Origin of the sequence: Actinomycetospora termitidis (assembly GCF_030286555.1) — a bacterium.
GTDB classification, from domain to species: Bacteria; Actinomycetota; Actinomycetes; order Mycobacteriales; family Pseudonocardiaceae; genus Actinomycetospora; species Actinomycetospora termitidis.
Window position 1 is genome coordinate 90,229 of record NZ_JASVWF010000009.1, and the last position, 26,214, is coordinate 116,442.

Below are 26,214 nucleotides of genomic sequence, written 5' to 3' on the forward strand. Positions count from 1 at the left end.
GCTGCCGGTCCCCGGCGTGTCGGTCAGAGGGTGACGCCGCGGTCGCGTACGCGGTCCCACACGTCGACGGGCAGGTCGACCCAGGAGAAGACGTCCTCCACCGTCGCGAAGCGACCCGCGGCCTGGCGGGCCTGGACGATGCGCCCCGCCTGCTCCGGGGTGAGCTCGCAGACGCTCGCGAGCGCCGGCGCGGGAGCCGAGTTCAGGTCGACGAGGCCGCCGTCGTCGTAGTCCCGCGGCTGGTCGGGGCGGCCGATGCGCAGCTCCCGGGCCAGCAGCGGGTCCTCGACGACGATGCGGCGGGCCTCGGCCCGGCGCTGCCGGGAGGCGAGGGCCCGGGAGACGGCGGGGTCGGGTCCCGGCCGCGGGGACGGCGCCCCGCTGCCGTAGACCTGCTGGCGGACGACGACGAGCCCGACGAGGCCGCCGAAGAGGAGCAGGGTGAGGATCACCGTCGCGATCGCGTCGAGCGGCCCGGTCCGCTTCCCGGCCGCGTCGACCGGCGCGAGGGTGACCAGCGTGAACATCGCGACGGTCAGGACGGCGACCGCGGCCGCGAGCCAGAGGTGCACCCGGCGTCGGGACACCGCGGCCGCCGCACCGAACGGGATGACCGCGAACACGCCGAAGCTCAGGAGGTGGACGAGGAACCACCACCCGCCGCGGGTGAACCAGTTGCCCGGCCGGGTGGTCGTCACACCTTGTCCCGGAGCACCCGCTTGAGCAGCTTGCCGGACTGGTTGCGCGGCAGCTCCTCGATCAGGTGCACGGACTTCGGCACCTTGTACTTCGCGAGGCGTCCCTTCGCGTGCTCGATCAGCGTCGCCGGCTCGAAGCCGTCGGCGTGTCCGGGCCGCAGCACCACGAACGCCGTGACCGCCTCGATCCACCTCTCGTCCGGGGTCCCGATGACGGCGACCTCGGCGACCGCCTCGTGGGTGTAGAGCGCGTCCTCGACCTCGCGGGACGCGACGAGGATCCCGCCGGTGTTGATCACGTCCTTGATGCGGTCGACGACCGTGATGAAGCCCTGCTCGTCGATGCGCACCAGGTCGCCGGAGTGGAACCAGCCGTCCCGGAACGCCTCGGCGGTCTCCTCGGGCTTGTCCCAGTAGCCCTCGCAGAGCTGCGGGGAGCGGTAGACGACCTCCCCGGACCCGCCGGGGGCCACGTCGTCGCCCTGATCGTCGATCACGCGCAGCTCGACGAAGAGCACCGGGCGCCCGCACGAGTCCGGACGCTCGTCGTGCTCCTCGGGCTGCAGCACCGTGGCGAGCGGGCCGATCTCGGACTGGCCGAAACAGTTGTAGACGCCGAGCGCGGGCAGCTGCTCGCGCAGCCGCGCCAGGATCGGGCCGGGCATGATCGACGCGCCGTAGAACGCCTTGCGCAGCGACGACAGGTCCCGGGTCGCGAAGTCCTCGTGGTTCACCAGCGGCACCCACACGGTGGGCGCGAGGAACATCGCGCCGATCCCGTCGGCCTCGATCCGGCGGAGGATCTCCGGGACGTCCGGGGCCTCCATCAAGTGGTTCGTGGCCCCGACCGCCAGGTACGGCAGCATGAACAGCTGCATGCCCGCGGAGTGGTAGAGCGGCATCGCGTGCAGCGGTTCGTCGTGCTCGGACATCGACAGCGCGTGGATGCCGGAGACGTACTCGTGGACCAGGCCGCGGTGGGTCATCATCGCGCCCTTGGGCTTCGACGTGGTCCCGCTCGTGTAGAGCAGCTGGACCAGGTCGGTGTCCTCGACCGTCACGTCGATCTCGGGCACCTCGCCCGTGCGGGCGGCGTCGAGCAGGCTCCCGGGGGCATCCCGCATCGGCACGACCTGGTCCGGCCGCTGGGTCAGGGCCTCCACGTTCCCCGCGAGGGCGGGATCGACGACGAGGACCTTCGAGCCCGACTGGTCGATCAGGTACGCGAGCTCCTCGCCGGTCAGCGCGTAGTTGATCGGGACGTGCACCGCTCCGATCCGGGCCGCGCCGAGGAAGCTCAGCACGTAGGCGTCGGAGTTCCGGCCGTACGTGGCGACCCGGTCGCCCTGCGCCAGGCCGAGCGAGCGCAGCCAGCCGGCGGTGCGGCTCACCGCGTCCTCGAGCTCGCGGTAGGTCCAGGAGCGGTCGGCGAAGACCAGCGCGGTGCGATCGGGGGTGCGGTGGGCGCTGCGGCGCAGCACCCCGTCGACGGTGTTGGCGCGGGTGTCCACGTCGTCCTCTCCGGAGCCACTCGTGTGCGCGGTCACTCTCGCCGGTTGATCGGCTCCCGTCCAGCGCCCTCCGCCGGCAGCCTGACCCGCACCCGCCATCCGGCCCCGCACGGCCCCGCCTCGATCGCGCCGTCCGCGACCCGCTCCCTCATCCCCACCAGCCCGTGCCCGCCGGCCGGGGGTGGCCTGTGCCCGGGGACGGGCCCGTCGTCCCGGACCTCCACCTCGGTCGCCGGCCCCGCGGCGCGGACCTCCACCGTCACCCCGGTGGGGCCCGCGTGCTTCGCCACGTTGGTGAGTGCCTCCCGGACCACCTCCACGACCGTGGACACCGGCTCGGTGCCGTCGTCGACCTCGATGCGGACCTCGCCGCCGGAGGCCCGCAACGGCGCCGCGAGGTCGTCGAGCGCGGACCGGAGGTCGTCGTCGTGGCCCAGCGCCTCGAACAGCGAGGGGAGGCCCTGCAACGTCCGTCGCCCGGTGGCGCGCAGGTGCACGACCGCGTCGGCGAGCAGGTCGGGGCGGCCGGCCCCGACCGACCGTGCGGCCGCGGCCTGCACCGCCATGCCCGAGACGTGGTGGGCGATCCCGTCGTGCAGGTCCCGGGCCAGCCGGAGTCGTTCCCGACGGCGGGTGTCGGCCGCCAGCGCGGCCCGGTCGGCCGCGGCCGCGGCGTCGCGGGCGATCCGCTCGCTGCGCCCCAGGAGCCCGGCACCGACCACGACGGCCGTCGTGACCAGCGTGGAGATCATCGCCCCGACCGTCCCGCCCGCGGACGCCTCGGGTAGCACGCCGAACCCGACGGCCGCGAGGCTGACCACCAGCACGACACCGACGCTGAGGACGACCGCGCCGACGGCCCGCCGGGGCGTGGCGTACACGACCGTGGAGTACGCCAGGACCGCCCAGGCCACGACCGCGGCGAGCTGGCCACCGCCCCCGGCTCCGACCACCGTCGACGCCGAGGCCAGGGTCGCGACGACCAGGGCGGCCGCCGGTGCCCGGCGCCGGAATCCGGTGGCCCCGAGCTGGAGCACGAGGGCGACGACGCCGGCGACCGTGCCGGGCAGGGCGAGCACGGCCGCCTGCTCGGGTGGGGTGACGCCGGGGAGCCCGAGGACGAGAGCCAGGACGGCGAGCGCGGTCGGCGTGAGCGGGTCGAGCGCCGGAGCCGGGGCCGCGCGGGCGGACGCCTCCTGGACGGGCGGGTCGCGCAGCAGCGCCAGCATCTCGCGCAGCGCGCCCAGTGCGGCGCGGGCCGAGTCGGCCACGGCGGCGAACGCCTCCGGCGGTCCGTCGGGGTCGAGGTTCTCGGCGCGGGTCACGGTGTCCTCGAGGTGGCCGCGCACGGTGCCGTGCAGCGTCGCCGCCACCGTCCGGCGCTCGGCCTCGGCGGCCGCGGCCCGCTGCGCGGTGTCCTCCGCAGCCCGGCGTCGGGCGCGGCCCACCACCACGTGACGCCGGACCGCCCCCGCGACGCCCCCGACCACGACGGCACCCAGCGGCGCGAGAACGGGAGTCCCGGACGCCGTCGCGAGCGCTCCCGCCGCAGCGGCGGTCCCGGCGGTGGCGGCCAGGGCCGCCCCCGGTCCGGCGGACCGCGCGAGGGTGCCGACGAGGACCGCGAGGACCAGACCGAGCACCGGTCCGCCCGCCGCCGCGGTCAGCCCGGCGCCCACCAGCGCCACTGCGAGCGCGAGCACCGGGGCGTCGCGTCGGGCCAGGACCGGCAGATGGCCGAGCAGCCCGATCCCGACGACCGCGGCACCCGGCAGCCGGCCCGGGACGAGCGGCCCGGTGAGCAGGGTGGACACCGCCCACGGGACGAACAGCAGCACGAGGATCGCGAGGTCGACCCGCCGTGCGCGGGTCACGGGTCACCCCCGACCAGCCCGAGCTCGTGCGCCCGGACCACCAGCTGCACCCGGTCGCGCAGGTCCCACTTGGTCAGCACGCTCGACACGTGCGTCTTCACCGTGCTCTCGGCGACCACGAGGGCGGCCGCGATCTCGGCGTTGCTGAGGCCGCGGGCCACCTGGGCGACCACGTCGCGTTCGCGGGCGGAGAGCCCGGGGGCCGTGTCCCGGGCCGGGGCGGACCCGCCGTCGTGATCGGAGGCGGTGGGGCCGAGCCGCACGAACTCCCCGATCAGCCGGCGGGTGATCGACGGCGCGAGGAGGGCCTCTCCCGCGTGCACGAGCCGGATCGCCTCGACGAGGCGCTCGGGCTCGATGTCCTTCAGGACGAAGCCACCGGCCCCGGCTCGGAGGGCGTCGAAGACGTGCTCGTCGAGGTCGAACGTGCTCACCACCAGGACCTTCGTGCCGGTCGCCGCCGGGTCGTCCAGGATGGCCCGGGTCGCGGTGACGCCGTCCCCGGCCGGCATCCGCACGTCCATGAGCACCACGTCGGGCCGTAGGTGGGCTGCCACCGTGACGGCCTCCGGTCCACCCCCGGCCTCGCCCACGACCTCGATCCCCTCGGCCGCGTCGAGGATGGCGCGGAAGCCGGCCCGCACCACGGCCTGGTCGTCGACCACGAGCACCCGCACGGTCATGCGCCCATCATGGGGCGAAGGGGGCACGGTCGGGCGGGCAGACGGTGCCGTCCGCGGGGAGGTCCCCGTCGACCAGGAAGCCGCTCGTGGCGGTCACGCTGCACCGCGACTGCTGCGCGGCGACGTGTCCCGGGCCGTCCACGACGAGCAGCGAGCTGCCCGGCAGGAGACGCTGCGTGGCCCGGGCGCCCGGCAGCGGCGTGGCCGGATCGGAGCGGTCGTTGACCAGCAGGACCCGGCCGGAGGTGCGGATCGGAGCGTCGAGCCGGGGGAGCGGGGCGGCCGCCCGGGCGGGCCAACCGAGGCAGAGCAGGGTCTCCTCGGCGCGCAGTGCCGCGAAGCGGGGCGCCATCGCGGTCCGGTCGTCCACGGAGGCCGCGTACTCGTCGGCGGTCCCCGGACCCGCGGTCTCCGAGCAGGTGACCGCGGCGAACGCGCTCATCACCGCCTCGGCCGTGGGATCACCGGCGGCGCGGACAGCGACACCCGTGGCCACCGCGTCGCCGACCGCACCCCGCGGGTCCGTCAGGGCCTGCTCGACGGCGCCCAGGAACGGCGCGAGGGTGCTCCGCCAGGTGCTCGGCTGATAGAGCAGGGCGCCGATCTGCCCGACGACGTCGGGAGCGGTGAGGACGCGCGGGTCCTTCGCGCCGACGGTCGCCGGCAGGCGGGCGAGCAGGCGGTCGAGGGCCCCGGCCGGGTCGCTGCCGCCGAACGCGCACCGGGGACCGCCCGCCCGGCACGCGTCGAGGAACTCCGTGAGGGTCTCCTCCGTGCCGACGTCGGGGCGGGTGCGCGCGCTCATCGTGGATCGTCCCGCCGCCGCCCGACCCGGGGCGTCGATCACGCTGTCGAGGACGAAGCGGCCGACGCGGTCCGGGAAGAGATCCGCGTACACGACCGCGAGGAAGGTGCCGTAGGACTGCCCGACCAGGTCGAGCCGCTCCTCGCCGAGGGAGGCCCGGACCTCGTCGAGGTCGCGGGCGGCGTCGACGGTCGAGACGTGGGCGAGTGCGCCGCCGCTGCCCGCGGCGCACCGGGCGCGGACCCGGTCGTCGCGGGCGACGCGGTCGGTGAGTGCGGAGTGGGAGTCGGGGTAGGCGACCGGATCGGTGACGCGTCCGCCGCAGTCGATGCGGGGGCCGCTGCGGCCGGTGCCGCGCTGGTCGACCGCGACCACGTCGTACCGGTCGCGCACCGCGTCGTCGACGGGCGCAGGGAGGGTGCCGGCCGCGACCAGGCCGAGGTAGTCCACCGTGCCGTACCCGGGTCCGCCGCGGTGCAGGACGACGCTCCCGATGCGGTGCTCGGGATCGCGCGCGGGCAGGCGGGCGGCGGCGAGTGTCACCGTCCCCCCGGCCGGGTCGGCGCGGTCCAGCGGCACCTCGAGGCTGCCGCACTCCACGCCCGGGAGGTCGGGGCAGGGAGCCCAGCGGATCGGGGCGGTGCCCGGGCTGCCCGCACCGCCGGCCGCCGGCGGCGCCGCGCAGGCGGCCAGGAACAGGACGACCGCGGCGATCGCACCGAGGGCCGGGAGCCGGCGGGGGCGGGGCATCGAGTCCTCCTCGCGTTGCCGCGGGCCGGTCGGTCCGCGGGTGTGATCACGAGGCTGCCGAGCGCGGAGCGCGTGCACCTCCGGCGTGGGGCGGAATGATCGCGGCGCCACCTCCCCCGCGAGACGGAGGCCTTGTCGGTAACGGTTATCATTTGCTCATGGCTGTCCCGAAGCGGAAGATGTCGCGGGCGAACACCCGGTCCCGTCGATCGCAGTGGAAGGCCGCGGCGCCGGACCTCGTGCCGATCACGGTGGACGGCCGCGTGATCCGCGTGCCGCGGCCGCTGGTGCGGGCCTACCAGCGCGGGGTGTTGCGGCCGGAGGACTGACCCGCCGTCGCCACCACGGCCGCCGTCAGCACCCCTCCGGTGAGGACGAGCGCGTACGACCCGAGCCACACGTGCTTCGCGAGCTCGCAGTACCCGTCGCCCAGCACCGCCACGACGACGACGCCGACGCCGGTGACCGCGAGCAGCGACGAGACGCGCGCGAGCCCCACCGCGGTCGGTGGGAGGCGCCGCCGTGCTGCGGGGACGAGGGTCGAGGCCCCGGCGAGCAGCGCCAGGGCGACGACCGTCGGCGGCACCCACCGACCGGGTAGGCCGTCGAGGTAGACGAACATCGGACCCATCGTCTGGGACCCCTCAGGCACCGGCGGCGCGTCCGCGACGGTCCCGTCGACGGTGCGCGCACCGCCCGTGGCGGAGGCCAGGTACGGGATCTGTGGACGCAGGGTGGCCACGAGACCGCGGTGCACCATCCGGGCGAGCACCACCGGGTGCCTGGCCACGAAGCGCAAGGCGTCCGTCCGCAACTCGTCGGACCGGTCGCCGACCGTCGCCTGCCAGTCCCGCACGCTGCGCCCGCCGTCGAGGTAGAAGTGCTGGCCGGACTGCCCCCAGGCGTCCGGGTGGAGCCCGAGGGGCCCGGTCGCCGACGGCCCGGCTTCCGGGAGCACCGCGGTGAACGCGAGGTTGTGGGCGTTGACCCAGGCGTACGACGCGTTCTGCGCCCGCAGCCCGCCGAGCACCGGCGCTGCGGAGATCCCCACGACGAGCACCGCGGCCAGGACCCCGGGGACACGGCGCCGCCAGGGCGTCGTCCCGACCGTGACCAGCAGGCACGCGACGACGGCGGCGAGGCCGACGGGCAGGAAGCCCGGCTTCGCGGTGACGGCCACGATGCCGCCGATCGCGACGAGCCCGAGCCCGATCACGCGGGTGCCGCGCGCGGTCGGGCGGGTGAGGGCCAGGGCGAGCAGGCCCCACGCCGTCCACACGATCCCGACGAGCCCCGCGGCCTCGCTGAACGAGGAGACCAGGAAGCGCGACCACCACGGCACGACGAGGAGCGGCGCCGCCGGGACGCCGATCACGAGGAGCAGGGCGGGGACGCTGCGCCCGAGGCGACGACCCTGCGTGGCCGTGAACGCCGCGGCGCCGGCGCCCACGACCAGCAGGGCGACGTAGGCGGCTCCGAGCCACTCGAGGGAGAAGCGCGTGGAGCCGTCCGGCGCCGCGGGCGTCGGGTCGAGCGCCGTCGCGACGGCGACGGTCGCCTGCAGCACGAGACCGGCCGAGGTGATCGCGGTGTCGCGCGAGCAGCCCGGGCCGCCGGTGCGGTACTCGGTGATCGCGACGCCGTGACCCGGCGCGGTGCGGTCGGTCGTGTCCGGCACGAGGTGCGCGACGCAGTACAGCCGGCCGGCATCGCCGTTGTCCGCCGCCCCGATCGCGTCGCCGCCCACCAGGCCGAGCCGCAGGACCAGGCCGCCCGCGAGCAGGAGCGCGACGGAGGCGGCCAGCAGCACGCGTGCGGCGACCGCGGAGGGGCGCGAGGCCTCGGTCGTCAGCACCGGCGGGACGGGGACGTGCTCCGCCGGCACGGTTGCGGTCATCGTTCTCCCGGTGGTCCTCCGGGGGCGACGACGACCCAGGCGACGTGGACGCGGTCAGAGTGCCAGACGGAGCTCCGTGCAGCCCCGGAAGGTTCTCCTGGTCGACGGTCGCAGTACCTGGAGGGACATCCACGTCGGAGTGGCCCCGGCAGACCCGTCCCGAATTGGCCGAACGGGTGAAGCTTCTGCGCCGACCGCAACGTAGATACGTCGATGAGCGAGAAGGGAATCGACAACGAGATCGGGGGCTCTGCATGCACGACGATCCAGACGACTTCACGCCCAGCTTGGACGGCGATGACCTCGCCATCGTCGAACTCCTGCAACTTCGGCTGATGACGAAGGACGTCGAAGCAGAACGGGCTGTCGAGCGGCGTGCGAAGAAGCTGGACACACGCGATGAGACCGCTGACCGGTTGGCATCGATCCTCGCGGTTGCCCCTCCAGGAGCCTCGAGTTGGCGTCTCGAGCTGACAGAGAGCCTGCGAGAGCGCACGACGATCGAGGCGCGTGAGGTGCTGGCCCGAAGCGGTCGGACGGCCTCTGCCCACATCAAGGGGCGCGAAGACGCGCTCTGCGTTCTGGTCGCGCTCGCTACGAGCTCGCCATGGCCGGACGGCCTCGCTTGGGTGCCCGCCGCACGCATCCGCGTCCTACAGGATGTTGCCTCTGAGCTGGACGACGCGGGGCAGGCAGACGTCGAGGCGATTGAACACGAGCTCGGCAAGCTCCTCCGGACGATGAAGCGGGAGCAGATCCCGTGGGGACGCGTTGCCGCAGCGGGTGCCGCAGGCGTCGTGCTCGGCGCCGTGACCATGGGGTACGCGGCACCAATGGTCGGTGCCGCGCTCGGCGGAGCCATGGGCCTCAGCGGGGCTGCGGCAACCTCTGCCGGTCTCGCGGCCCTCGGGGGCGGCTCTCTGGCAGTCGGAGGGTTCGGGATGGCGGGCGGTGCGGCCTTCGTCGCGAGCGCAGGTGGCCTGCTCGGAGCCGGACTGGGTGCCGGCGGCATGCGCGTCGCCGGATGTCCGACTCAGTCGCCCGTGCAGGACGTGGTTCGGACCGAACTCCTGGCCCGGCTCCTCTTCGAACACGAGCGGACCGATGACGAGGCTCTCCGGCGGGTCGTCCTCGTGATGGAGGAGAAGCTCGTCGAGGTTCGGTCGAAGGTGAGCCTGCTCGCCGAGCGAGTGCGTCAACTGGAGGAGGAGAAGCGGGAACTCGAGAGCGAGGTCGCGCGTCTTCGGCAGTCGAAGGGCCCCGAAGAGGCTCCTTCGCCGGAGCTGTTCGAGGCTGAGGAGAAGCTCGAGCGGAACGGCCGGCATAGGGCCGAGAGTCGGACACTCCGGAGTGAGCTGCAGCTGTTGGTCGTTGCTCTCAGGGCCGCGATCCGGCGTCTGCAGCGACGGTTCGCCGGCTGAGGCGGAGCGAGATATGGGCTACGACGACGCCGCTATGGTTCTCGATGCGCAGCGCCGCAGACTCGCCGAGATCGAGGCCGCCGTTGATGCAGCCTTGGCCGGTGAAGCGATCGATCTCTCCCCACATGTCGAGACGTCCTCCTACGAGGAGGTGGTCGAGGCGACGCGCACGCTTCGAGCGGAGCGGGACTGGGAGGGTCACCTACCTCTCCCTGGCCGAGGTCGCCTCCCGTGGGCGCGGGAGGACCTGGCCGTCGCAGGTCTGGCCGGTGCTGTCGGCTTCGCTGCGGCCTGGTTCGACGCACCGATCGACGGCTTCGTGCGCGAGCGCATGAAGAAGCTGGGCGACACCGACCTGATCAAACGCTGGGAGCGTGAGGCCAAGCTGCCGATCGATTTCATGGGCAAGGGCTTCGGCGGGCCGAACCACCGAGTGCGGAGTTCGGGGCACGACATCCTGCGCCCTGTCTCCGCACTACGTCAGATCAAGAGCGGCTGTTTCGAGGGGCGTCGTTGGAGCGGGGACGCTCCTCTTCGGGAATCGATTCCGGTCACCGGTGGTGTCGAGTCGACGGCCGAAGCTCTGATCCTCTGGTGCAAGCACCTCGCGTCGGACGTGTTCAGTGATCGGAGTCTGCCGATCCCGGGGTGGACGTTCCTGAATGAACTTCCTTGGGAGGACGCTCAGAAGTTCGCCCGCTACGTCTACATGGGAAGGCGTGATGGCGCTCCGGGCCTCACGATGCGGACCCTCGCTCTGCAGCCACTGCCGGTGCTCGCAGTCGAGACGATCGTTCGGGTCCACGCCCACTCGCGGGCTCTTCATGAACGAGGCACACCCGCCTTGGAGCCCGAGGAGCGCGCACTGCGGGACGAGATGCTGCTCGCCGGTCACGCTCTGACGGCGGCCGGCTCGCTGGGAAGAACTCTCGCTACCGCCTACACCACGAGCGGGCCTCTGGCGCTCCGGCACATCAACCTGCCGTGCCTCCTCAGAACCGGGACCCTGGCGCATTCCGTGCTGGTCCAGCGCCACGATCGCCTTCCCGAGTGGTCCGAGCTCATCGCACGGATCGAGGAGCCGTGGAGCCTCGACCTCGCCGGTGAGATCGACCGTGCCGCAGCTATAGAACTCCGGGCTACCTAGTTCGTGGTCGTCAGCGTGAACGGCAGCACGGCCGGCGCACCCGCACGGCGCAGGAGCATCGCGGCGACGGTGAGCGTCCACCCGGAGTCCGACACGTCGTCGATCAGCAGCACCGGCCCGGACGACGGGTCCACGCCGCTCGGGACGGACAGCCGCCGGTACACCTCGGCGAGCCGCTGGGCGGAGTTCGGCGGCTCGGGCTCGCTGTCGTCCTCGGGGTCGGAGTAGACCGGCGGCGCACTGTCGGCGAGCGCCCCGAGGAGCGGGAGCCGGCCGATCGAGGCGATGCGCTGGGCGAAGCTCTCCACGAGAGCGGGCCGAGTTCGGCTCGGCAGCCACACGATCCCGGACGGCCGCTCCGACCAGCCCCACCCCTTGAGGACCTCGACGGCCGCGTCGACCACGGCGTCGGGCACGAGATCGTCGGAGCGCAGCAGCGGACGCAGGCGCGGACCCCACCCGACGTCGGTGAGCCGCCCGATCGCCCGGCCCTCCTCCATGGCCTCCTCGGGCTTGATCTTGCCCTTGAGCGGCACGTCGAGGGCGTCCATCCCGCTCGGCCACTGCTTGCGCGGCGCGAGCGGCACGCCCGGACGGTCGAGCACCTCCTGGGCCTGCCCCCGGACGTCCTCGCCGACGGTCGGGTCGTAGTGCTTCCCGGTGCAGTTGTCGCAGCGTCCGCACGGCGCGGCGCCCGGATCGTCGAGCTGGCGGCGCAGGAACTCCATGCGGCAGCCGTCGGTGGCGATGTAGTCCAGCATCGCCTGCTGCTCGGCGCGGCGGGCCTTCGCGAGGCCGGTGTAGCGGGCGCCGTCGTACTCCCAGGGCTGCCCCGTGGCCTCCCAGCCGCCCTTGACCCGCTTCACCGCCCCGTCGGTGTCGAGGACCTTGAGCATCATCTCCAGGCGCCCGCGCGACAGCTCGACGCGCGGCTCGAGCGCGGCGGTCGACATCGGGCGGCCCGCATCGCCGAGCACCGACAGCGCCACCCGCACCTGCGGCTCGCCGGGGAAGGCGAGCGAGGCGAAGTAGGCCCAGATGTCGCGGTCCTCCGGGCCGGGGAGCAGCAGCACCTCGGCGCGCTCGACGCCACGGCCGGCACGCCCGATCTGCTGGTAGTACGCCACCGGCGACTGCGGGGCGCCGAGGTGCACCACGAACCCGAGGTCGGGCTTGTCGAACCCCATGCCGAGCGCGCTCGTGGCGACCAGGGCCTTGACCCGGTTGGCCAGCAGGTCGTCCTCCGCCCGCTCGCGGTCGGCCGGGTCGGTCTTGCCGGTGTAGGCCGCGACCGCGTGGCCGCGCTCGCGCAGGAACGCCGCCAGCTCGTCGGCCGCGCTGACCGTGAGCGTGTAGATGATCCCCGACCCCGGCAGCTCGTCCAGGTGCTGCGCGAGCCAGGCGAACCGGTCGGCGCCCTTCGGCAGCGGCAGGACACCGAGGCGCAGGGACTCCCGGTCGAGCTCGCCCCGCAGGACGAGCGCGCCGTCGCCGTCGCCCGCCACCCCGAGCTGGTCGGCGACGTCGGTGGTCACGCGGTCGTTCGCCGTCGCCGTGGTGGCGAGGACGGGCACGCCCTCGGGCAGCTCAGAGATCAGGGTGCGCAGGCGGCGGTAGTCGGGCCGGAAGTCGTGCCCCCAGTCGGAGATGCAGTGGGCCTCGTCGACCACCAGGAGCCCGGCGGTGCGCGAGAGCTCGGGGAGCACCTGATCACGGAACTCCGGGTTGTTCAGCCGCTCCGGGCTGACCAGCAGCACGTCGACCTGACCGGCGCGGACCTCGCCGTAGACCGCGCCCCAGTCGTCCGTGTTGGCGGAGTTCACCGTCACCGCGCGGATACCGGCGCGCTCGGCGGCCTCGATCTGGTTGCGCATCAGCGCGAGCAGCGGGCTGACGATCACCGTCGGCCCCTTCCCGCGGGCGCGCAGCAACGCCGTGGCCACGAAGTAGACCGCGGACTTGCCCCACCCGGTGCGCTGCACCACCAGCGCGCGCCGCCCGTGCGCGACCAGCGCCTCGATCGCCCGCCACTGGTCCTCACGCAGGACGGCATCCGGCCCGGCGAGGCGCTGCAGGGTGGCCTCGGCGTCGGCTCGCAGGTCGGTCGCGACGGTCATGGCTCCACGAAAGCACAGGAGTCCGACACCGTGGGCCGCACCGGGTGGATCCGCCGGACCCGGGTCACCGAGAAGCACACCAGGCACGTTCCGAGGCGGCGGAACGTGCCTCCTGTACCTCTCGGCGAGCGGACCGCCGCCCAACACGTGCCGAGTGCGACACCACGCAGGACCTGCCGCCCCGGGACCTGCGTCATGTCGCACTCGCGCCGGACCCTCGTCGTCCAGGCGCTCAGCGCGCGTTCGCATAAGGGTGTTGACCTCCGGCCGAGTGAGGTTAGGCTCCCCTTACTTAGACGGGAGGCGCCGTGGACGACTGGACCGTGATCACCGACGAGGCCGCGCTGCGCGAGGTCGTCGCCGAACCCCCGCGCGCCGTCGCGGACAAGGCGATCGACCACGTCGACGAGGAGTCCGCACGGTTCCTCGCCGCCTCGCCCTTCTTCCTCTTCTCGACGACGGGTGCGGACGGTTCCGTCGACGTCTCACCCCGCGGCGACCCACCGGGCTCGGTGATCGTCCTGGAGGACGGGCGGCGCATCGCCTTCGGCGACCGCAAGGGGAACCGGCGCCTCGACTCGCTGCGCAACGTCCTCGAGCGTCCGCAGGTCGGGATGCTGTTCCTGGTCCCGGGCAGCAACGACACCCTGCGCGTCAACGGCACCGCGCAGATCGTCCGCGACCCGCCGTTCGCCCACCGGCTGGCGGTCGGGCGCTCGGTGCCCGACCTGGCCGTCGTCGTGACGGTGGAGGAGCTCTTCCTGCACTGCGCGAAGGCGTTCCTGCGCTCGACGCTGTGGGACCCGCAGAGCTGGCCCGACCCGGCCGACGTCCCGTCGGCCGGTCGCATGGCCCGCAGCCAGTTCGGGATGAAGGTGCCCGCCGGCGTCATCGACGCCGCGCTGCGCGTCGGCAACCGCTTCACGAAGTACTGACCAGACCGACGAGGAGACCGACCATGACCGACGGGGCGACCGTCGAGGACCGCCGCGCCATCTCGGGGCTGGTGTTCGGCCACATGGCCGCCCAGGCGCTGGCTGCAGCGGTCCGGCTGGGCCTACCCGACCGGCTCGACGACGGGGGGCGCCCGGCCGCCGACGTGGCCGCCGACCTCGGGGCCGACCCGGCGGCGACGCTGCGGCTCCTGCGGGCCCTCGCGGCGCACGGGCTGGCGGCCGAGACGGGCTCCGGGGTGTTTGCACTCACCGAGCGAGGGGCCCTGCTGCGCAGCGACCGGCCGGGGTCGATGGCCGCCTTCGTCGAGATGTTCCTCGACCCGGCCATGGTCGCCGCGTGGGCCCGGCTCGACGACAGCGTGCGCAGCGGCCGGACCACCTTCGACGACGTCTTCGGCACCGATTTCTTCGCCCACCTCGCCGCGCACCCCCACCTCTCCCGCACCTTCAACGCCTCGATGCGCCAGGCGAGTGCCGCGGTTGCCGCCGTGCTGCCCGGCGCGGTCGACCTGGGGCGGTTCGGCTCGCTCACCGACGTCGGCGGCGGGGACGGCACCCTGCTCGCCGCGATCCTGGCCGGCCATCCGCACCTGCGCGGCGTCCTGTTCGACTCCGCGGCCGGGTCGGCGGAGTCGACCGCCGCCGTCGCCGACTTCCCGGGCCGCGTCGAGGTGGTCACGGGGGACTTCTTCACGGCCGTGCCCTCCGGCAGCGACGCCTACCTGCTGAAGTCGATCGTCCACGACTGGGACGACGACACCGTGGTCACGATCCTGGGCCACGTCCGGAAGGTGGTGCCCGACCACGGGCGGGTGTTCGTCGTGGAACCCGTCCTGCCCGCGTCGGTCGACGGTTCGATGCACCCGAACATCTACCTGTCGGACCTGAACATGCTGGTCAACGTCGGGGGACGGGAGCGGACGGAGGAGGAGTTCCGGGGGCTGTTCGGCGCCGCCGGGTTCGACCTCGTCGCGGTCGACCCGCTGCCGGCACCGGCGGCGTTCAGCGTGCTGGAGGCCGCTCCCGCCTGAGCCCCGGCCCCGACCGCCGCCACCACATCCCGGGACAAGCCGACGATCAACGGGCAGGATGCGGGCCGTGGGCAGCGACTCGACCGGACGGACGACCCTCTTCGACTCCGTCGACGACGTCGTCTCGAGGCTGGCCGGCGTCGGGTACCTCGCGTCGACGGCCGTGGCGACGACCGTCTTCCTGGCCGACCGCCTCGGCAAGCCGTTGCTGGTCGAGGGCCCGGCCGGCGTCGGGAAGACCGAACTGGCGCGGGCGGTCGCCGAGGCGACGGGCTCAGGGCTGGTGCGCCTGCAGTGCTACGAGGGCATCGACGAGGCCCGGGCGCTCTACGAGTGGAACCACGCCAAGCAGCTGCTGCGTATCCAGGCGAGCCAGGGGCAGGCCTGGGACGAGGCCCGGGACGACGTCTTCTCCGAGGAGTTCCTGCTCACCCGCCCGCTGCTGACCGCCATCCGGCGCGACGAGCCGACCGTGCTGCTGGTCGACGAGACCGACAAGGCCGACGTCGAGGTCGAGGGGCTGCTGCTGGAGGTGCTGGGCGACTTCCAGGTCACCGTGCCCGAACTCGGCACGATCACCGCCACGCAGCGCCCGTTCACGCTGCTGACCTCGAACGCGACCCGGGAGCTGTCCGAGGCGCTCAAGCGCCGCTGCCTGTTCCTGCACCTGGACTTCCCCGACGCCGAGCTCGAGCGGCGGATCGTCGCGGCGCGCGTCCCGCAGCTCCCCGAGGCGCTCGCGGAGGAGCTGGTCCGCATCGTCGGGGTGCTGCGCGGGCTGGAGCTGCGCAAGGCACCGTCGGTGTCCGAGACGATCGACTGGGCCCGCACCGTCGTCGCGCTCGGGCTCGACACGCTCGACGACGACGCCGTCCGGCAGAGCCTGAACGTCGTGCTCAAGCACCGGGCCGACCTGGTCAAGGCCACCTCCGAGCTGCGGTTGAACTGATGGACACCCCGCAGCGGGGCCTGCCCGCCCACCTCGTCGACTTCGTGCACGCGCTGCGCGACCACCACGTCGACGTCGGGCCGGGCGAGACGGTGGACGCCGCGGCCGTCATGGCCGAGCTCGACCTGTTGCGCCGCGAACAGCTGCGCGAGGGGCTCGCCGCCGCGCTGCTGCGCCGCAGCGGTCAGCGGCAGACCTTCGACGCGCTGTTCGAGCTGTGGTTCCCGTTGGGGCAGGGGGCGGCGCTGGGGGAGGTCGCGCTGCCCTACGCCGACGACGGGTCCGTGGACGTCGACGCCCTGCGCGACCTGCTGGCCGAACTCCTCGCCGGGGGTGACACGGCAGCGCTGGCCGAGCTGGCGCGGGCCGTCGTCGACGGGCTCGGCGCGCTCGGGCCGGGCCGCGGACCCGCTGCGGGCGGCAGCGGGGGACAGGGGCGGGACGGGCAGGGCCGGGGTGGTGCGGACCAGCCGTCGGGCTTCTCCTCCTACCAGGCCCTCAACCGCGTGAAGCCGGAGACGCTGCTCGCGCGCGTGCTCGCGGAGCTGCGTGCCCGCCGTCAGGAGGAGGCGGCGGACAGCCCGTTCGCCGAGGAGGTGGCCCGCCGCGAGACCCGGGCGCGGATCGCCGACTTCCGCCGGATGGTGCAGGCCGAGACGACCCGGCGGGGCAGCGAGATCCGAGGCCGGGAGGCGGCCGCCCGCACCGGGGTGCGCCGCCAGGCCGAGCAGACCGACTTCCTCTCGGCCGGCGCGGACACCCTGGCCGATCTACGACGGCGGGTCGCGCCGCTGGGTCGTCACCTCGCCACCCGGCTCGCCGCCCGACGCCGACGCGCCCACCGCGGCGCGATCGACATGCGCCGCACGCTGCGGCGCTCGATGTCCACCGGCGGCGTGCCGGTGAACCTGGTGCACCGCCGGCCCCGCCCGGGGCGCCCGGAGCTGGTGCTGCTCTGCGACGTGTCCGGCTCCGTGGCGGGGTTCAGCCACTTCACGATGATGCTGGTCCAGGCGCTGCGCGAGCAGTTCTCCCGCATCCGCATCTTCTGCTTCGTCGACGGGTGCGTGGAGGTCACCGACCTGTTCACCCCGGGCGCCGACCTCGGCGGCATCCTCACCGAGGTGCACTCCCGGCGCGGGCTCGTCGCCTGGAGCGGGCACTCGGACTACGGCCGCGCCTTCGACCGGTTCGCCGAGCGCTGGCCGGACGCGGTCACCTCGCGCACGGCGCTGCTCGTCCTCGGCGACGCCCGGACCAACCACCAGGACCCGGGGCTGGGAGTCCTCGCCGCCGTCGTCGGGAAGGCCCGGCACGCGCACTGGTTGAATCCCGAGCCGCAACGGCAGTGGGGGACCGGGGACTCGGCCGCCCCCGAGTACGCCCGCGTGCTGCCGATGCACGAGTGCCGGACGGCGGCCCAGCTGGCCGGCGTCGTCGGCGGGCTGCTGCCGGTGTGACCGAAGGGAGCGATGGCGATGCGCGTCGGCGTCATGGGCGGCACGTTCGACCCGATCCACCACGGCCACCTGGTGGCCGCGAGCGAGGCCGCCCTGCGCTTCGACCTCGACGAGGTCGTGTTCGTGCCGACCGGGCAGCCGTGGCAGAAGTCGAAGACCGACGTCACCGCGGCGGAGGACCGCTACCTGATGACGGTGGTGGCGACGGCGTCGAACCCGCGCTTCACGGTCAGCCGCGTCGACGTCGACCGTGACGGCCCGACCTACACCGTTGACACCCTGCGCGACCTCGCCGCGATCTTCCCCGACGACGAGCTGTACTTCATCACCGGCGCGGACGCCCTGGAGCAGATCCTCTCCTGGCACCGGGCGCACGAGATGTTCGAGCTCGCGCACTTCGTCGGCGTCACGCGACCCGGCTTCGAGCTGGTGGCGGACCACCTGCCGCGCGGCGCGGTCACCGTGATCGAGGTGCCCGCGATGGCGATCTCGTCGACCGACTGCCGCGCGCGCGTCGGGAAGGGCGAGCCGGTCTGGTACCTCGTCCCCGACGGGGTGGTGCAGTACATCGCCAAGCGCGGGCTCTATCGCGACGGCGGGTCCCCGTCGCGGCTGGAGCACCTGGGGTGAGCGTCGAGCAGCCGGAACTCGTCGTGGCGGACGCCGACGCGTGGCGGGCGTGGCTCGGGGTGAACCACGACGACCCGGTCGGGGTGTGGCTGGTCCTGGCGAAGAAGGCCGGGCTGGCGGTGGCGGACCCGGAGACGACGCTGACCTACGCCCAGGCCCTCGACGAGGCGCTGTGCTTCGGGTGGATCGACGGGCAGGCCAAGCGCCGCGACGACCTGACGTCGTTCCAGCGCTTCACCCCGCGCCGGGCCCGGTCGCCGTGGTCGACCCGCAACGTCTCCCACGTCGCGCGGCTCAGCGAGGAGGGCCGGATGCACGCGGCCGGGCTGGCCGAGGTGGAGCGGGCGAAGACCGACGGCCGGTGGGACGCCGCGTACGCGGGCCCCGCGACCGCCACGGTGCCCGAGGACCTCGCGACGGCCCTCGCCGCCTCGCCGGCCGCCGCCGCGATGTTCGAGACGCTGACCAGCCAGAACCGGTTCGCGCTCACGCACCGCCTCGGGCAGCTGAAGCGGGCGGAGACCCGGGCGCGGCGGGTGGCCGAGTACGTGGCGATGCTCGAGCGCGGCGAGACGATCTACCCGCAGAAGCGTTAGCCGAAGGCCAGCACCGACGCGGTGAAGCCGTGCAGGTGGTTCTTCGACGCGACCGGGCCGATCTCGCCGTCGGCGAAGAACCCCGCGACGTGCGGGGCGAGGCCCCGCCGGATCGCCCGGACGTCGTGCGACGGGCCACCGGCCGCCGACCCGTCCTCGCCGAACATCACCCGTCCCCGCCCGGTGCACGAGAACAGCAGGGCGCCCCCGGCCGGGGCGTCCTGGGCGGCGAGCGTCATGAGCGCGTCGAGGTCCTCGCCCGCCGTCGTGGCGTCGCGGACGTGGAACCGCACGGAGCGGCCGACCTCGACCACGTCGCCGACGGTGACCGTCCCGGCCTCCTCGTCGGCGTTCATCACGCCGCGGATGAGGAAGTCGCCGCGGCCGTGGACGTCGGCGTACTCGTCCATCGCGATGCCCAGGTGCAGGCCGCGCATGACGAGCTGCGCGTCCTCCTCGCCGAGCTCGCGCAGGATCTCCTCGAGCTTGCGGTAGGCCGGCGTCCCCGCGAGCGAGGTCAGCTCCGAGCCCGACGAGCCGGTGACCGTCATCGTCGGGCCGATCGGCCGGCAGCCCTGGCTGACCAACGTGCGCACGGCCACGTCGCCACCCAGCAGCACACCGACCGCGCCGCGCTCGTGCACCTCCCCGTCGAGGAAGAGCCGGGCGCCGCCGGGACCGGGCCGCGCCGGGCCGAGCGCGGACGTGCCCACCGGCGCCGTCGCGAGCCCGCCGACCAGCGGGAGACCCGGCAGCGCCTGGCCGGACTGCTCGACGAAGCCCTGCGCCGGGAAGGTGAAGGGGTCGGCCAGGAGCACCGCGACCGCGTCGTCGTCCGCGGGCACCGGCATGCCGCCGATCGAGATGCCGCCCTCGTGCCGGGCGGCCTGCAGGTGGAACGGCGTGACCCGTACGTCGGGCAGCGAGGCGGCCCACACCGACACCGCGGGCGCGTCCTCCACCCCACGCCCGTCGCCGATCACCCCGGACGCCCGGCACCCGAGCGTGGTGGTGGCCCCGGCGATCTGCATCGCCTGCCGCCCGACGTCGGCGGCGACGTCCGGATTCGGGTGCGAGACGAACACCGACATCAGGTCGGGACGGCGGCCCTGCAACGGGGCGGTCGCGGCGGCCACCGCGGTCTCGGCGGCGGCCTGCAGATCGGGCCCCTGGGCGAGGCCGTCGCCGAAGGCGGTCGTCCGGGTCGTCGCGGCGTCGTGCATGTCCGGAGTATGAACGCCGCCACCGACGGCGAAACCCGGGCGGCGGTAGGCTTCCCCGCGATGGCCGCCACCGATCACGCGCGCCGCCTGGCCGAGGTCGCGGCCCTGGCCGCCGCCGACAAGCTCGCCCACGACGTCGTCGCGATCGACGTCTCGGAGCGCCTCCCGCTCACCGACTGCTTCGTCATCGCCTCGGCGCCCAACGAGCGCCAGGTGCAGGCGGTCGTCGACAGCATCGAGGAGAAGCTGCGCGACTCCGACGTCAAGCCGGTCCGGCGGGAGGGCACGCAGGAGGCCCGCTGGGTGCTGCTGGACTTCGGCGACGTCGTCGTGCACGTCTTCCACTCCGACGAGCGGGACTTCTACGGCCTCGAGCGGCTCTGGAAGGACTGCCCGCACCTCGAGCTGCCGGCCGAGGTCGGCCTGCCGCGCTCCGCGGAGTGACCTGAGTGCTCGACCGCATCGTCCTGCTCCGGCACGGGCGCACCGCCTGGAACGCCGAGCGTCGGATGCAGGGCCGCCTCGACCCGCCGTTGGACGCGACCGGGCAGGCGCAGGCCGAGGCGACCGCACCCGGCGTCACCACGCTGGCTCCCGTCGTGGTCGTCGCCTCCGACCAGAACCGCGCGTGGCAGACCGCGTGCACCGCCACCGAGGGGCTCGACGTCGAGCCGCGCAAGGAACCGCGGCTGCGCGAGACCGACGTCGGCGCGTGGCAGGGGCTGGTCGACGCCGAGGTGGACGCGGGCTGGCCCGGCGGGCTGGACGCGTGGCGGCTGGACCCGTTCCACCGGCCGCCGGAGGGCGAGTCGCGCCACGACGCGTACCTGCGCTCCGTGCCGGTGCTGCACGAGCTGCTCGACGCCGACCTGGACGGCACGGCGCTCCTGGTCGCCCACGGCGGGGTGCTCCTGGGCCTGACCTGCGGATTCCTGGGGCTCCCACCGGAGCACTGGGGCTCGCTGGGGCCGCTGGGCAACTGCCGGGCCGCGGTGCTGGAGTACCGGGTCGACCGCTGGCGCCTGATGCGGTGGGGCGCCGACGTGTGAGTCTGCTCGTCCTGGGGGACTCGCTGAGCTTCCACGGGCCGCGCACCGCCCATCCCGTCGACGAGCCGCGGCTGTGGCCGCACGTCGCCGCGTCGTCCCTGGCGACGACGGCGGACCTGCACGTCGGGCTGGGCTGGACCGCGCGGCACGCCTGGACCGCGGTGCGCACCGATCCGCGGGTGTGGGCCTCGGTGCGGACGGCGGACGCGCTGGTGCTGGGGATCGGCGGCATGGACTCGCTGCCCTCGCCGCTGCCGACGGCCGTGCGCGAGCTGATCCCGGTACTGCGTCCGCCCGCCGTGGCGGCTCGGGCGCGGCGGCTGTACCGCTCCCGCCACGCCGGGCTCGTGCGAGCGACCGGCGGGCGCCCGACGGCGCTGGCCCCGGCGGAGACCGTGCGGTGCCTGGAGCGGATCCGGGTGGCGGTGACGACGTTGCGCCCGCACGCGCCGGTGGTGCTGCTGCTGCCCTCGGTGCACCGGTCGGGGTTGTACGGCGGGGTGCACTCCGGGCGGTCGGCGCACGTGGCGGCGATGCGGTCGTGGGCCTCGGCGCACGGGGTGCGGGCGCTGGAGGTCGCGCCCCTGGTCACCGAGCACGTGCTGGGCGGGCACGGCAACCCCGACGGCATCCACTGGGGCTGGTCGGCGCACCGGGTGGTCGGGGAGGCCGTGGCGGAGCTGCTCCGTCCGGCGGAACCGGTTGTCCCCAGCGGCAGTTCGTCGGGAGTTGTCCCCAGGGCACGGTGCTGACCTGGGAGGACGCGGCGGGACGGTCCTAGCGTCGGTCGGGTGATCTCCGACCCCCGCTCGAGGCTGCAGGCCGTCGTTCCCGACGGTGCTGCTCCCGCCCGGCCCGAGCTGCGGCGGGGGTGGCCGACGGCGCCGGCGGGGACGCCGGGCGCGGGTCTGGTCTACAGCGAGGAGTCGCAGGTCCCGGAGCCGACCGGGCCGCCGGTGCACGAGCCCGTCCGGGCGAGCGCCTGGGATCCGTCGCCGCGGGGGCTCGCACGGTGGCTGCCCGCGTCGTGGGCGGGGGCGCGGTGGGACCCGGGCGGGCGGGGCGCGCTGGCGTTGGCGGCCGTCGTGTTGCTCGCCGCGGTCGTGGCGGCCTGGGTGGTGTTCTCGGGACGGCCGGTCGCCGAGCCGGTGCCGGCGCTGCCGGTGGTGGCGGGCGTGGCGTCGGCGCCCTCGTCCGCGGCGGCTCCGGCGCCGGGGGCGCCGGTGGTGGTGCACGTGGCGGGGAAGGTCCGGCGGCCGGGGTTGGTGACGCTGGCCGACGGCGCGCGGGTGGGCGACGCCGTGGACGCGGCGGGCGGAGCGCTGCCGAAGGTCGACCTGACGCCGTTGAACCTGGCCGCGCGGGTGGTCGACGGGCAGCAGATCGTGGTCGGGGCTGCTCCCGCGCCGGCCGCACCGGCCGGGCCCGCCGCCACTCCGGGTGCTGCCCCTGCTGCGGGAGGCGACGGGAAGCTCGACCTCAACGCGGCGACCCTCGAGCAGCTCGACGGGTTACCCGGGGTCGGGCCGGTCACGGCGAAGAAGATCCTGGACTGGCGGACGCAGAACGGGCGGTTCGGGGCCGTCGAGCAGCTCCGTGAGATCCCGGGCATCGGTGAGGCCCGGTTCGGGACGCTGCGCGAGCTGGTGCGGGTGTGACCCCGCCGGACCCGGACGAGGAGCGGCCGACCCTGGACGCGCGCCTGGTGCCGGCGGCGCTGGGCGCCTGGGCGGCGGCGTTGGTCGCGCTCGGACTCGGGTGGGGTCCGGGAGCGGTGGTGACCGTGCTGGCCCTCGGGGCGCTCGGGGTGGCCGTGGCACGTCGTGACCGGCGGTGGGCGGCCGGGCTCGTCGCCGCCGGGGCGTGCGTCGCGGCGGTGGGCGGGCTCTCCTCGGTGGCGGCCCATCAGGTCGCCGCGCACCCGCTGCACGCCGCGGCGGCGTCCGGATCGGCGGCCACGCTCGAGGTGGTCCTCACCGACGACCCGGCGCCGCTGCGCTCCGCCGGGCTCGGCGGCCCGCGGGTGGTGGTGCGCGCCGAGCTCGTCTCCGCGCAGGGCGGCGGGGGTCGGTGGGTGGGGGACGGGCGCGTCGTGCTGCTCGCACCCGCCGAGGGGTGGGCGGGGCTGCTGCCCGGTCAGCGGGCGACCGCGAGCGGGTCCCTGGCGTCCTCCGCGCGCGGCGACCTGACGGTCGCCGTGCTGCGGACCCGCGGAGCGCCCCGGGAGGTGGCCCCGCCCCCGACGGTGCAGGTGGCGGCCGGTGACCTGCGGGCGGGGCTGCGCGACGCCGCGCGGGCCGTGCTCGACGACGACCCGGCCGGGCTCCTCCCGGGCCTCGTCGTCGGCGACACGTCCGGCGTCGCCCCGGACCTCGCCGACGACTTCCGGACGGCGGGCCTCACGCACCTGACCGCGGTGTCCGGCTCTAACGTCGCGTTCGTGCTGGGCGCGGTGCTGCTCCTGGTGCGCCTGGCCCGGCTCGGTCCGCGGACGGCGGCGGTGCTGGGCCTGGTCGCGCTGGTCGGGTTCGTCGTGCTCGCGCGGCCGTCGCCGAGCGTGCTGAGGGCCGGGGCGATGGGCGCGGTGGTCGTCCTGGCCCTGGCGCTCGGTCGGCGGCGATCGGTGCTGCCCGCCCTGGCGGCGACGGTGGTCGTGCTGCTGCTGGTCGATCCCGCCCTCGCGGTCGACGCGGGGTTCGTCCTGTCCGTGCTGGCCACGGGCGCGCTCGTGCTGCTCGCGCCGCCGCTCGTGGCGCGGATGCGGCAGCGCGGGATCCCGCCCGGGATCGCGGAGGCGCTGGCGGTCCCGGTGGCGGCGCACGTGGTCACCGCGCCGGTGGTGGCGGGGCTGTCCGGGGAGGTCAGCCTCGTCGCGGTGCTCGCCAACCTGCTGGTGGCACCCGTCGTCGCCCCGGCGACGGTGCTCGGGGTGCTGGCCGCGCTGCTCGCGCCGTGGTGGACGTGGGGTGCGCACGCGGCGGTGTGGCTCGCCGGCCCGGAGGTGTCGTGGCTGGTGTGGGTGGCACGGCGGTGTGCGGGGGTCGACGGGGCGACGGTGAGCTGGCCGGGAGGCGTGGTCGGCGGGCTGGCGCTGGCTGGGCTGGTGCTGCTCGGCGCGGTGGCCCTGCGGTGGCGACGGGTGCGCCTGGTCGCCCTCGCGGCCGCGGTCGGCCTGCTGCTGGTGTTCGTGCCGACGCGGATCGTCCCGGCCGGCTGGCCACCGACGGGCTGGGCCGTGGTGGCCTGCGACGTCGGGCAGGGCGACGCGCTCGTGCTCGCGACGGGCGAGCCGGGGCGGGCGGTGCTGATCGACGCGGGACCGGACCCGGGGCCGGTCGACCGGTGCCTCGCCCGGCTCGGGGTGCGCTCCCTGGCACTGGTCGTGCTCTCCCACCTGCACGTCGACCACGTCGGTGGGCTGGCCGGGGCGCTGCGGGGCCGGCCCACGGCGGCCGTGGCGGTGGGGCCGGTGCGCGAACCCGCGGCCACGCTCGGGCAGGTGACCGCTCGCGCCCGGGCCGTGGGAGCACCCGTCGTCGGGATGGAGCGGGGGACGACGCTGCGGTGGCCGGGGCTGGCCGTGGAGGTGCTCGGACCGCTGCACCCGAGCCCGCACGTCGACGCGGACGACGGGGCGCAGGTCAACGACACCTCGCTGGTGCTGCGGGCGGCGACGCCGCTCGGGCGGGTGCTGCTGCCCGGGGACGCCGAGCGGTCCTCACAGGACACGCTGCTCGCGGCCGGGGTCGACCTTCACGCGGAGGTGCTGAAGGTGCCCCACCACGGGTCGCGGTCGTCGCTGCCCGCGTTCCTGGTGGCCCCGGGTGCACGGCTCGCCCTGGTCAGCGTGGGGCAGGGCAACAGCTACGGGCACCCGAACCCGTCGATCATCGGGCTGCTCACCGGGACGGGCGCGCTGGTGCGGCGCACCGACCGGAGCGGTGACCTGGCGCTCGTCCCGGGGCTGCGGGGCCCGGCCGTGGTCGCGCGCGGCGACCCGCTGCCGGACCCGCGGCGCCGTTAGAGCCCGAGGGCCTCGCGGACCGCCTTCGAGGTGGCCGGCACGGTCGCCTTCGGGCCGACCTGGTGCTCGATCGCGTCGAGGGTCTTCAGGCCGTCGCCGGTGATGAGCAGGACGGTGTCGGCGTCCGGGTCGAGCTGACCGGACTCGACGAGCTTCTTCGCGTTCGCGACGGTCACGCCGCCGGCGGTCTCGGCGAAGATGCCCTCGGTCCGCGCGAGCAGCCGGATGCCGTCGCGGACCTCGTCGTCGGTGACGTCGCTGACGGCGCCGCCGGTGCGGCGCACCGTGTCGAGGACGTAGGGGCCGTCGGCCGGGTTCCCGATCGCGAGCGAGCGGGCGATGGTGTCCGGGCGCTGCGGCCGGACGACGTCGGTGCCCTCGCGGAACGCGGTCGACACGGGGGAGCAGCCGGCCGCCTGCGCGCCGAAGATCCGCCAGTCCGCCTCGTCGACCAGCCCGAGCGAGACGAGCTCGCCGTACGCCTTGTCGATCTTCGTGAGCTGCGAGCCGGAGGCCACCGGGATCACGGTCTGCGCGGGGATGCGCCACCCGAGCTGTTCGGAGATCTCGTAGCCCAGGCTCTTCGAACCCTCGGCGTAGTACGGGCGGACGTTGACGTTGACGAACGCCCAGTCCTCCTGCTCGAAGGCGAGCTCGGTGGCGAGGCGGTTCACGTCGTCGTAGTTGCCCTCGACGGCGAGCAGGTTCGTGTCGTACACGGCGGTCATGAGGACCTTGGCCCGCTCCAGGGAGGAGGGGATGAGCACGACCGACTCCCACCCGGCGCGGGCGGCCGCGGCGGCGGTGGCGTTCGCGAGGTTGCCGGTGGAGGGGCAGGCCAGCACGGTGAAGCCGAGCTCGCGGGCGGCGGCGAGGGCGACGGCGACGACGCGGTCCTTGAAGGAGTGCGTGGGGTTGCCGGTGTCGTCCTTGACCCACAGGTTGCGGATGCCGAGCTCGGCGCCCAGCCGGTCGGCGCGGATCAGCCGGGTGAAGCCCGGGTCCATGTTCGGGTGCTCCTCGACCGTGCTGGGCACCGGGAGGAGCTTCTTGTACCGCCAGATGGACTTGGGGCCCCGCTCGATCTCCTCGCGGGTGATCGTCGGGAAGTCGTACGCGATCTCGAGGGGCCCGAAACACTGCGGACAGGCGAATTCCGGGGCCAGCGGGGTGCGGTGCCCACAGGCGCGACACGAGAGCGCGGCCGCCGGGCCCAGGTCGTAGCCGGTCGCCGTCTGGTCGGGCGCAGTCAGGGTCATGGAAGAGTGATCTCCTCATCTTCCCCGCCGGTGGGCGGGTCGGAATTGGCACCGGTCTTGCGCAGGGAGATGCGCCGCCGGTTGCCGGGGTGTCGTCGGGCCGTTCCCTCTACCCCTCTGGATGAGCCGTATTC

Annotated in this window: 23 protein-coding genes and 1 riboswitch; of the genes, 14 read left to right on the plus strand and 9 right to left on the minus strand. The window is 74.7% G+C overall.

Features of this window, described 5'->3' with window-relative positions; genetic code table 11:
• Nucleotides 1–23 precede the first annotated feature (23 nt).
• From QRT03_RS28865 to QRT03_RS28885, 5 genes are read right to left on the minus strand one after another with little or no spacing between them, the layout of a single operon-like run.
• Nucleotides 24–698 carry a ComEA family DNA-binding protein gene (locus tag QRT03_RS28865; protein ID WP_286056618.1) on the minus strand — a complete coding sequence of 225 codons (675 nt, stop codon included), beginning with the start codon at nt 696–698 and terminating at the stop codon, nt 24–26.
• Nucleotides 695–2,209 (minus strand): acyl-CoA synthetase, encoded by a 1,515-nt coding sequence (locus QRT03_RS28870; protein ID WP_286056619.1) that lies wholly within the window; start codon nt 2,207–2,209, stop codon nt 695–697. Before QRT03_RS28870 ends, QRT03_RS28865 begins: the two co-directional genes overlap by 4 nt.
• A 32-nt stretch (nt 2,210–2,241) precedes the next feature.
• A complete protein-coding gene (locus QRT03_RS28875) occupies nt 2,242–4,083 on the minus strand; it encodes a sensor histidine kinase (protein ID WP_286056620.1) in 1,842 nt (613 codons plus the stop codon).
• Nucleotides 4,080–4,766 carry a response regulator gene (locus tag QRT03_RS28880; RefSeq protein ID WP_286056621.1) on the minus strand — a complete coding sequence of 229 codons (687 nt, stop codon included), beginning with the start codon at nt 4,764–4,766 and terminating at the stop codon, nt 4,080–4,082. Before QRT03_RS28880 ends, QRT03_RS28875 begins: the two co-directional genes overlap by 4 nt.
• A gap of 7 nt (nt 4,767–4,773) precedes the next feature.
• Nucleotides 4,774–6,321, minus strand: a complete 1,548-nt coding sequence (locus QRT03_RS28885) for an alpha/beta hydrolase (protein WP_286056622.1) — start codon at nt 6,319–6,321, stop codon at nt 4,774–4,776.
• Between the two features lie 158 nt (nt 6,322–6,479).
• On the opposite strand from QRT03_RS28885, the gene rpmF reads away from it, so the two are divergent.
• Entirely contained in the window at nt 6,480–6,650 is a 171-nt protein-coding gene (gene rpmF / locus QRT03_RS28890; protein ID WP_286056623.1) for a 50S ribosomal protein L32, read from the plus strand.
• On the opposite strand, the gene wsfD is transcribed toward rpmF, so the two are convergent.
• Nucleotides 6,617–8,218 (minus strand): glycan biosynthesis hexose transferase WsfD, encoded by a 1,602-nt coding sequence (gene wsfD, locus QRT03_RS28895; protein ID WP_286056624.1) that lies wholly within the window; start codon nt 8,216–8,218, stop codon nt 6,617–6,619. The two genes, rpmF and wsfD, sit on opposite strands and share 34 nt — an antisense overlap.
• Nucleotides 8,219–8,472: 254 nt before the next feature.
• On the opposite strand from wsfD, the gene QRT03_RS28900 reads away from it, so the two are divergent.
• Entirely contained in the window at nt 8,473–9,639 is a 1,167-nt protein-coding gene (locus QRT03_RS28900) for a hypothetical protein (protein WP_286056625.1), read from the plus strand.
• 13 nt (nt 9,640–9,652) lie between these two features.
• Complete coding sequence (locus tag QRT03_RS28905; RefSeq protein WP_286056626.1) at nt 9,653–10,786, plus strand: hypothetical protein; 1,134 nt, start codon at nt 9,653–9,655, stop codon at nt 10,784–10,786.
• Here the strand turns inward: QRT03_RS28905 and QRT03_RS28910 are convergent.
• Nucleotides 10,783–12,903 carry a RecQ family ATP-dependent DNA helicase gene (locus tag QRT03_RS28910; protein ID WP_286056627.1) on the minus strand — a complete coding sequence of 707 codons (2,121 nt, stop codon included), beginning with the start codon at nt 12,901–12,903 and terminating at the stop codon, nt 10,783–10,785. The two genes, QRT03_RS28905 and QRT03_RS28910, sit on opposite strands and share 4 nt — an antisense overlap.
• Before the next feature lie 308 nt (nt 12,904–13,211).
• Here QRT03_RS28910 and QRT03_RS28915 point away from each other — a divergent pair, with 308 nt between their 5' ends.
• Genes QRT03_RS28915 through QRT03_RS28940 form a run of 6 tightly spaced genes read left to right on the plus strand, consistent with a single transcriptional unit; the run spans nt 13,212 to nt 18,525 of the window.
• Complete coding sequence (locus QRT03_RS28915; RefSeq protein WP_286056628.1) at nt 13,212–13,838, plus strand: MSMEG_1061 family FMN-dependent PPOX-type flavoprotein; 627 nt, start codon at nt 13,212–13,214, stop codon at nt 13,836–13,838.
• Nucleotides 13,839–13,861: 23 nt separating this feature from the next.
• Nucleotides 13,862–14,890, plus strand: a complete 1,029-nt coding sequence (locus QRT03_RS28920; RefSeq protein WP_286056629.1) for a methyltransferase — start codon at nt 13,862–13,864, stop codon at nt 14,888–14,890.
• Between the two features lie 58 nt (nt 14,891–14,948).
• Entirely contained in the window at nt 14,949–15,839 is an 891-nt protein-coding gene (locus QRT03_RS28925) for an AAA family ATPase (protein ID WP_286056630.1), read from the plus strand.
• Nucleotides 15,839–17,299 carry a VWA domain-containing protein gene (locus QRT03_RS28930; protein ID WP_286056631.1) on the plus strand — a complete coding sequence of 487 codons (1,461 nt, stop codon included), beginning with the start codon at nt 15,839–15,841 and terminating at the stop codon, nt 17,297–17,299. Before QRT03_RS28925 ends, QRT03_RS28930 begins: the two co-directional genes overlap by 1 nt.
• Before the next feature lie 12 nt (nt 17,300–17,311).
• Nucleotides 17,312–17,929, plus strand: a complete 618-nt coding sequence (gene nadD, locus QRT03_RS28935) for a nicotinate-nucleotide adenylyltransferase (protein ID WP_286056632.1) — start codon at nt 17,312–17,314, stop codon at nt 17,927–17,929.
• Nucleotides 17,926–18,525: a YdeI/OmpD-associated family protein gene (locus tag QRT03_RS28940; RefSeq protein WP_286056633.1), complete on the plus strand. Its 600-nt coding sequence runs from the start codon at nt 17,926–17,928 to the stop codon at nt 18,523–18,525. Before nadD ends, QRT03_RS28940 begins: the two co-directional genes overlap by 4 nt.
• Here the strand turns inward: QRT03_RS28940 and QRT03_RS28945 are convergent.
• Entirely contained in the window at nt 18,522–19,748 is a 1,227-nt protein-coding gene (locus tag QRT03_RS28945) for an FIST signal transduction protein (RefSeq protein ID WP_286056634.1), read from the minus strand. The genes QRT03_RS28940 and QRT03_RS28945 overlap by 4 nt on opposite strands.
• Nucleotides 19,749–19,808: 60 nt before the next feature.
• On the opposite strand from QRT03_RS28945, the gene rsfS reads away from it, so the two are divergent.
• From rsfS to QRT03_RS28970, 5 genes are read left to right on the plus strand one after another with little or no spacing between them, the layout of a single operon-like run.
• The gene (rsfS, locus tag QRT03_RS28950; RefSeq protein ID WP_286056635.1) at nt 19,809–20,192 is read left to right on the plus strand and encodes a ribosome silencing factor; all 384 of its coding nucleotides are present in this window, start codon (nt 19,809–19,811) and stop codon (nt 20,190–20,192) included.
• A 5-nt stretch (nt 20,193–20,197) separates the two neighbouring features.
• Nucleotides 20,198–20,797: a histidine phosphatase family protein gene (locus tag QRT03_RS28955; protein ID WP_286056636.1), complete on the plus strand. Its 600-nt coding sequence runs from the start codon at nt 20,198–20,200 to the stop codon at nt 20,795–20,797.
• The gene (gene octT / locus QRT03_RS28960) at nt 20,794–21,549 is read left to right on the plus strand and encodes a diglucosylglycerate octanoyltransferase (RefSeq protein WP_286056637.1); all 756 of its coding nucleotides are present in this window, start codon (nt 20,794–20,796) and stop codon (nt 21,547–21,549) included. Before QRT03_RS28955 ends, octT begins: the two co-directional genes overlap by 4 nt.
• 39 nt (nt 21,550–21,588) lie before the next feature.
• Nucleotides 21,589–22,455, plus strand: a complete 867-nt coding sequence (locus tag QRT03_RS28965; RefSeq protein ID WP_286056638.1) for a ComEA family DNA-binding protein — start codon at nt 21,589–21,591, stop codon at nt 22,453–22,455.
• The gene (locus tag QRT03_RS28970) at nt 22,452–24,821 is read left to right on the plus strand and encodes a ComEC/Rec2 family competence protein (protein ID WP_286056639.1); all 2,370 of its coding nucleotides are present in this window, start codon (nt 22,452–22,454) and stop codon (nt 24,819–24,821) included. Before QRT03_RS28965 ends, QRT03_RS28970 begins: the two co-directional genes overlap by 4 nt.
• Here the strand turns inward: QRT03_RS28970 and thrC are convergent.
• Complete coding sequence (gene thrC / locus QRT03_RS28975) at nt 24,818–26,080, minus strand: threonine synthase (protein WP_286056640.1); 1,263 nt, start codon at nt 26,078–26,080, stop codon at nt 24,818–24,820. The two genes, QRT03_RS28970 and thrC, sit on opposite strands and share 4 nt — an antisense overlap.
• Before the next feature lie 12 nt (nt 26,081–26,092).
• Nucleotides 26,093–26,208: riboswitch (SAM riboswitch) on the minus strand.
• Between the last annotated feature and the right edge of the window lie 6 nt (nt 26,209–26,214).

What these genes read in the sequence shown, in the direction of transcription:
- QRT03_RS28910 (WP_286056627.1), bottom strand. Translation starts at nt 12,903, where the DNA reads ATGACCGTCGCGACCGACCTGCGAGCCGACGCCGAGGCCACCCTGCAG.
- rpmF (WP_286056623.1), top strand. Translation starts at nt 6,480, where the DNA reads ATGGCTGTCCCGAAGCGGAAGATGTCGCGGGCGAACACCCGGTCCCGT.
- QRT03_RS28880 (WP_286056621.1), bottom strand. Translation starts at nt 4,766, where the DNA reads ATGACCGTGCGGGTGCTCGTGGTCGACGACCAGGCCGTGGTGCGGGCC.
- QRT03_RS28905 (WP_286056626.1), top strand. Translation starts at nt 9,653, where the DNA reads ATGGGCTACGACGACGCCGCTATGGTTCTCGATGCGCAGCGCCGCAGA.
- QRT03_RS28945 (WP_286056634.1), bottom strand. Translation starts at nt 19,748, where the DNA reads ATGCACGACGCCGCGACGACCCGGACGACCGCCTTCGGCGACGGCCTC.
- QRT03_RS28920 (WP_286056629.1), top strand. Translation starts at nt 13,862, where the DNA reads ATGACCGACGGGGCGACCGTCGAGGACCGCCGCGCCATCTCGGGGCTG.
- nadD (WP_286056632.1), top strand. Translation starts at nt 17,312, where the DNA reads ATGGCGATGCGCGTCGGCGTCATGGGCGGCACGTTCGACCCGATCCAC.
- QRT03_RS28885 (WP_286056622.1), bottom strand. Translation starts at nt 6,321, where the DNA reads ATGCCCCGCCCCCGCCGGCTCCCGGCCCTCGGTGCGATCGCCGCGGTC.
- rsfS (WP_286056635.1), top strand. Translation starts at nt 19,809, where the DNA reads ATGGCCGCCACCGATCACGCGCGCCGCCTGGCCGAGGTCGCGGCCCTG.
- QRT03_RS28925 (WP_286056630.1), top strand. Translation starts at nt 14,949, where the DNA reads ATGCGGGCCGTGGGCAGCGACTCGACCGGACGGACGACCCTCTTCGAC.
- QRT03_RS28930 (WP_286056631.1), top strand. Translation starts at nt 15,839, where the DNA reads ATGGACACCCCGCAGCGGGGCCTGCCCGCCCACCTCGTCGACTTCGTG.
- wsfD (WP_286056624.1), bottom strand. Translation starts at nt 8,218, where the DNA reads ATGACCGCAACCGTGCCGGCGGAGCACGTCCCCGTCCCGCCGGTGCTG.
- thrC (WP_286056640.1), bottom strand. Translation starts at nt 26,080, where the DNA reads ATGACCCTGACTGCGCCCGACCAGACGGCGACCGGCTACGACCTGGGC.
- QRT03_RS28900 (WP_286056625.1), top strand. Translation starts at nt 8,473, where the DNA reads ATGCACGACGATCCAGACGACTTCACGCCCAGCTTGGACGGCGATGAC.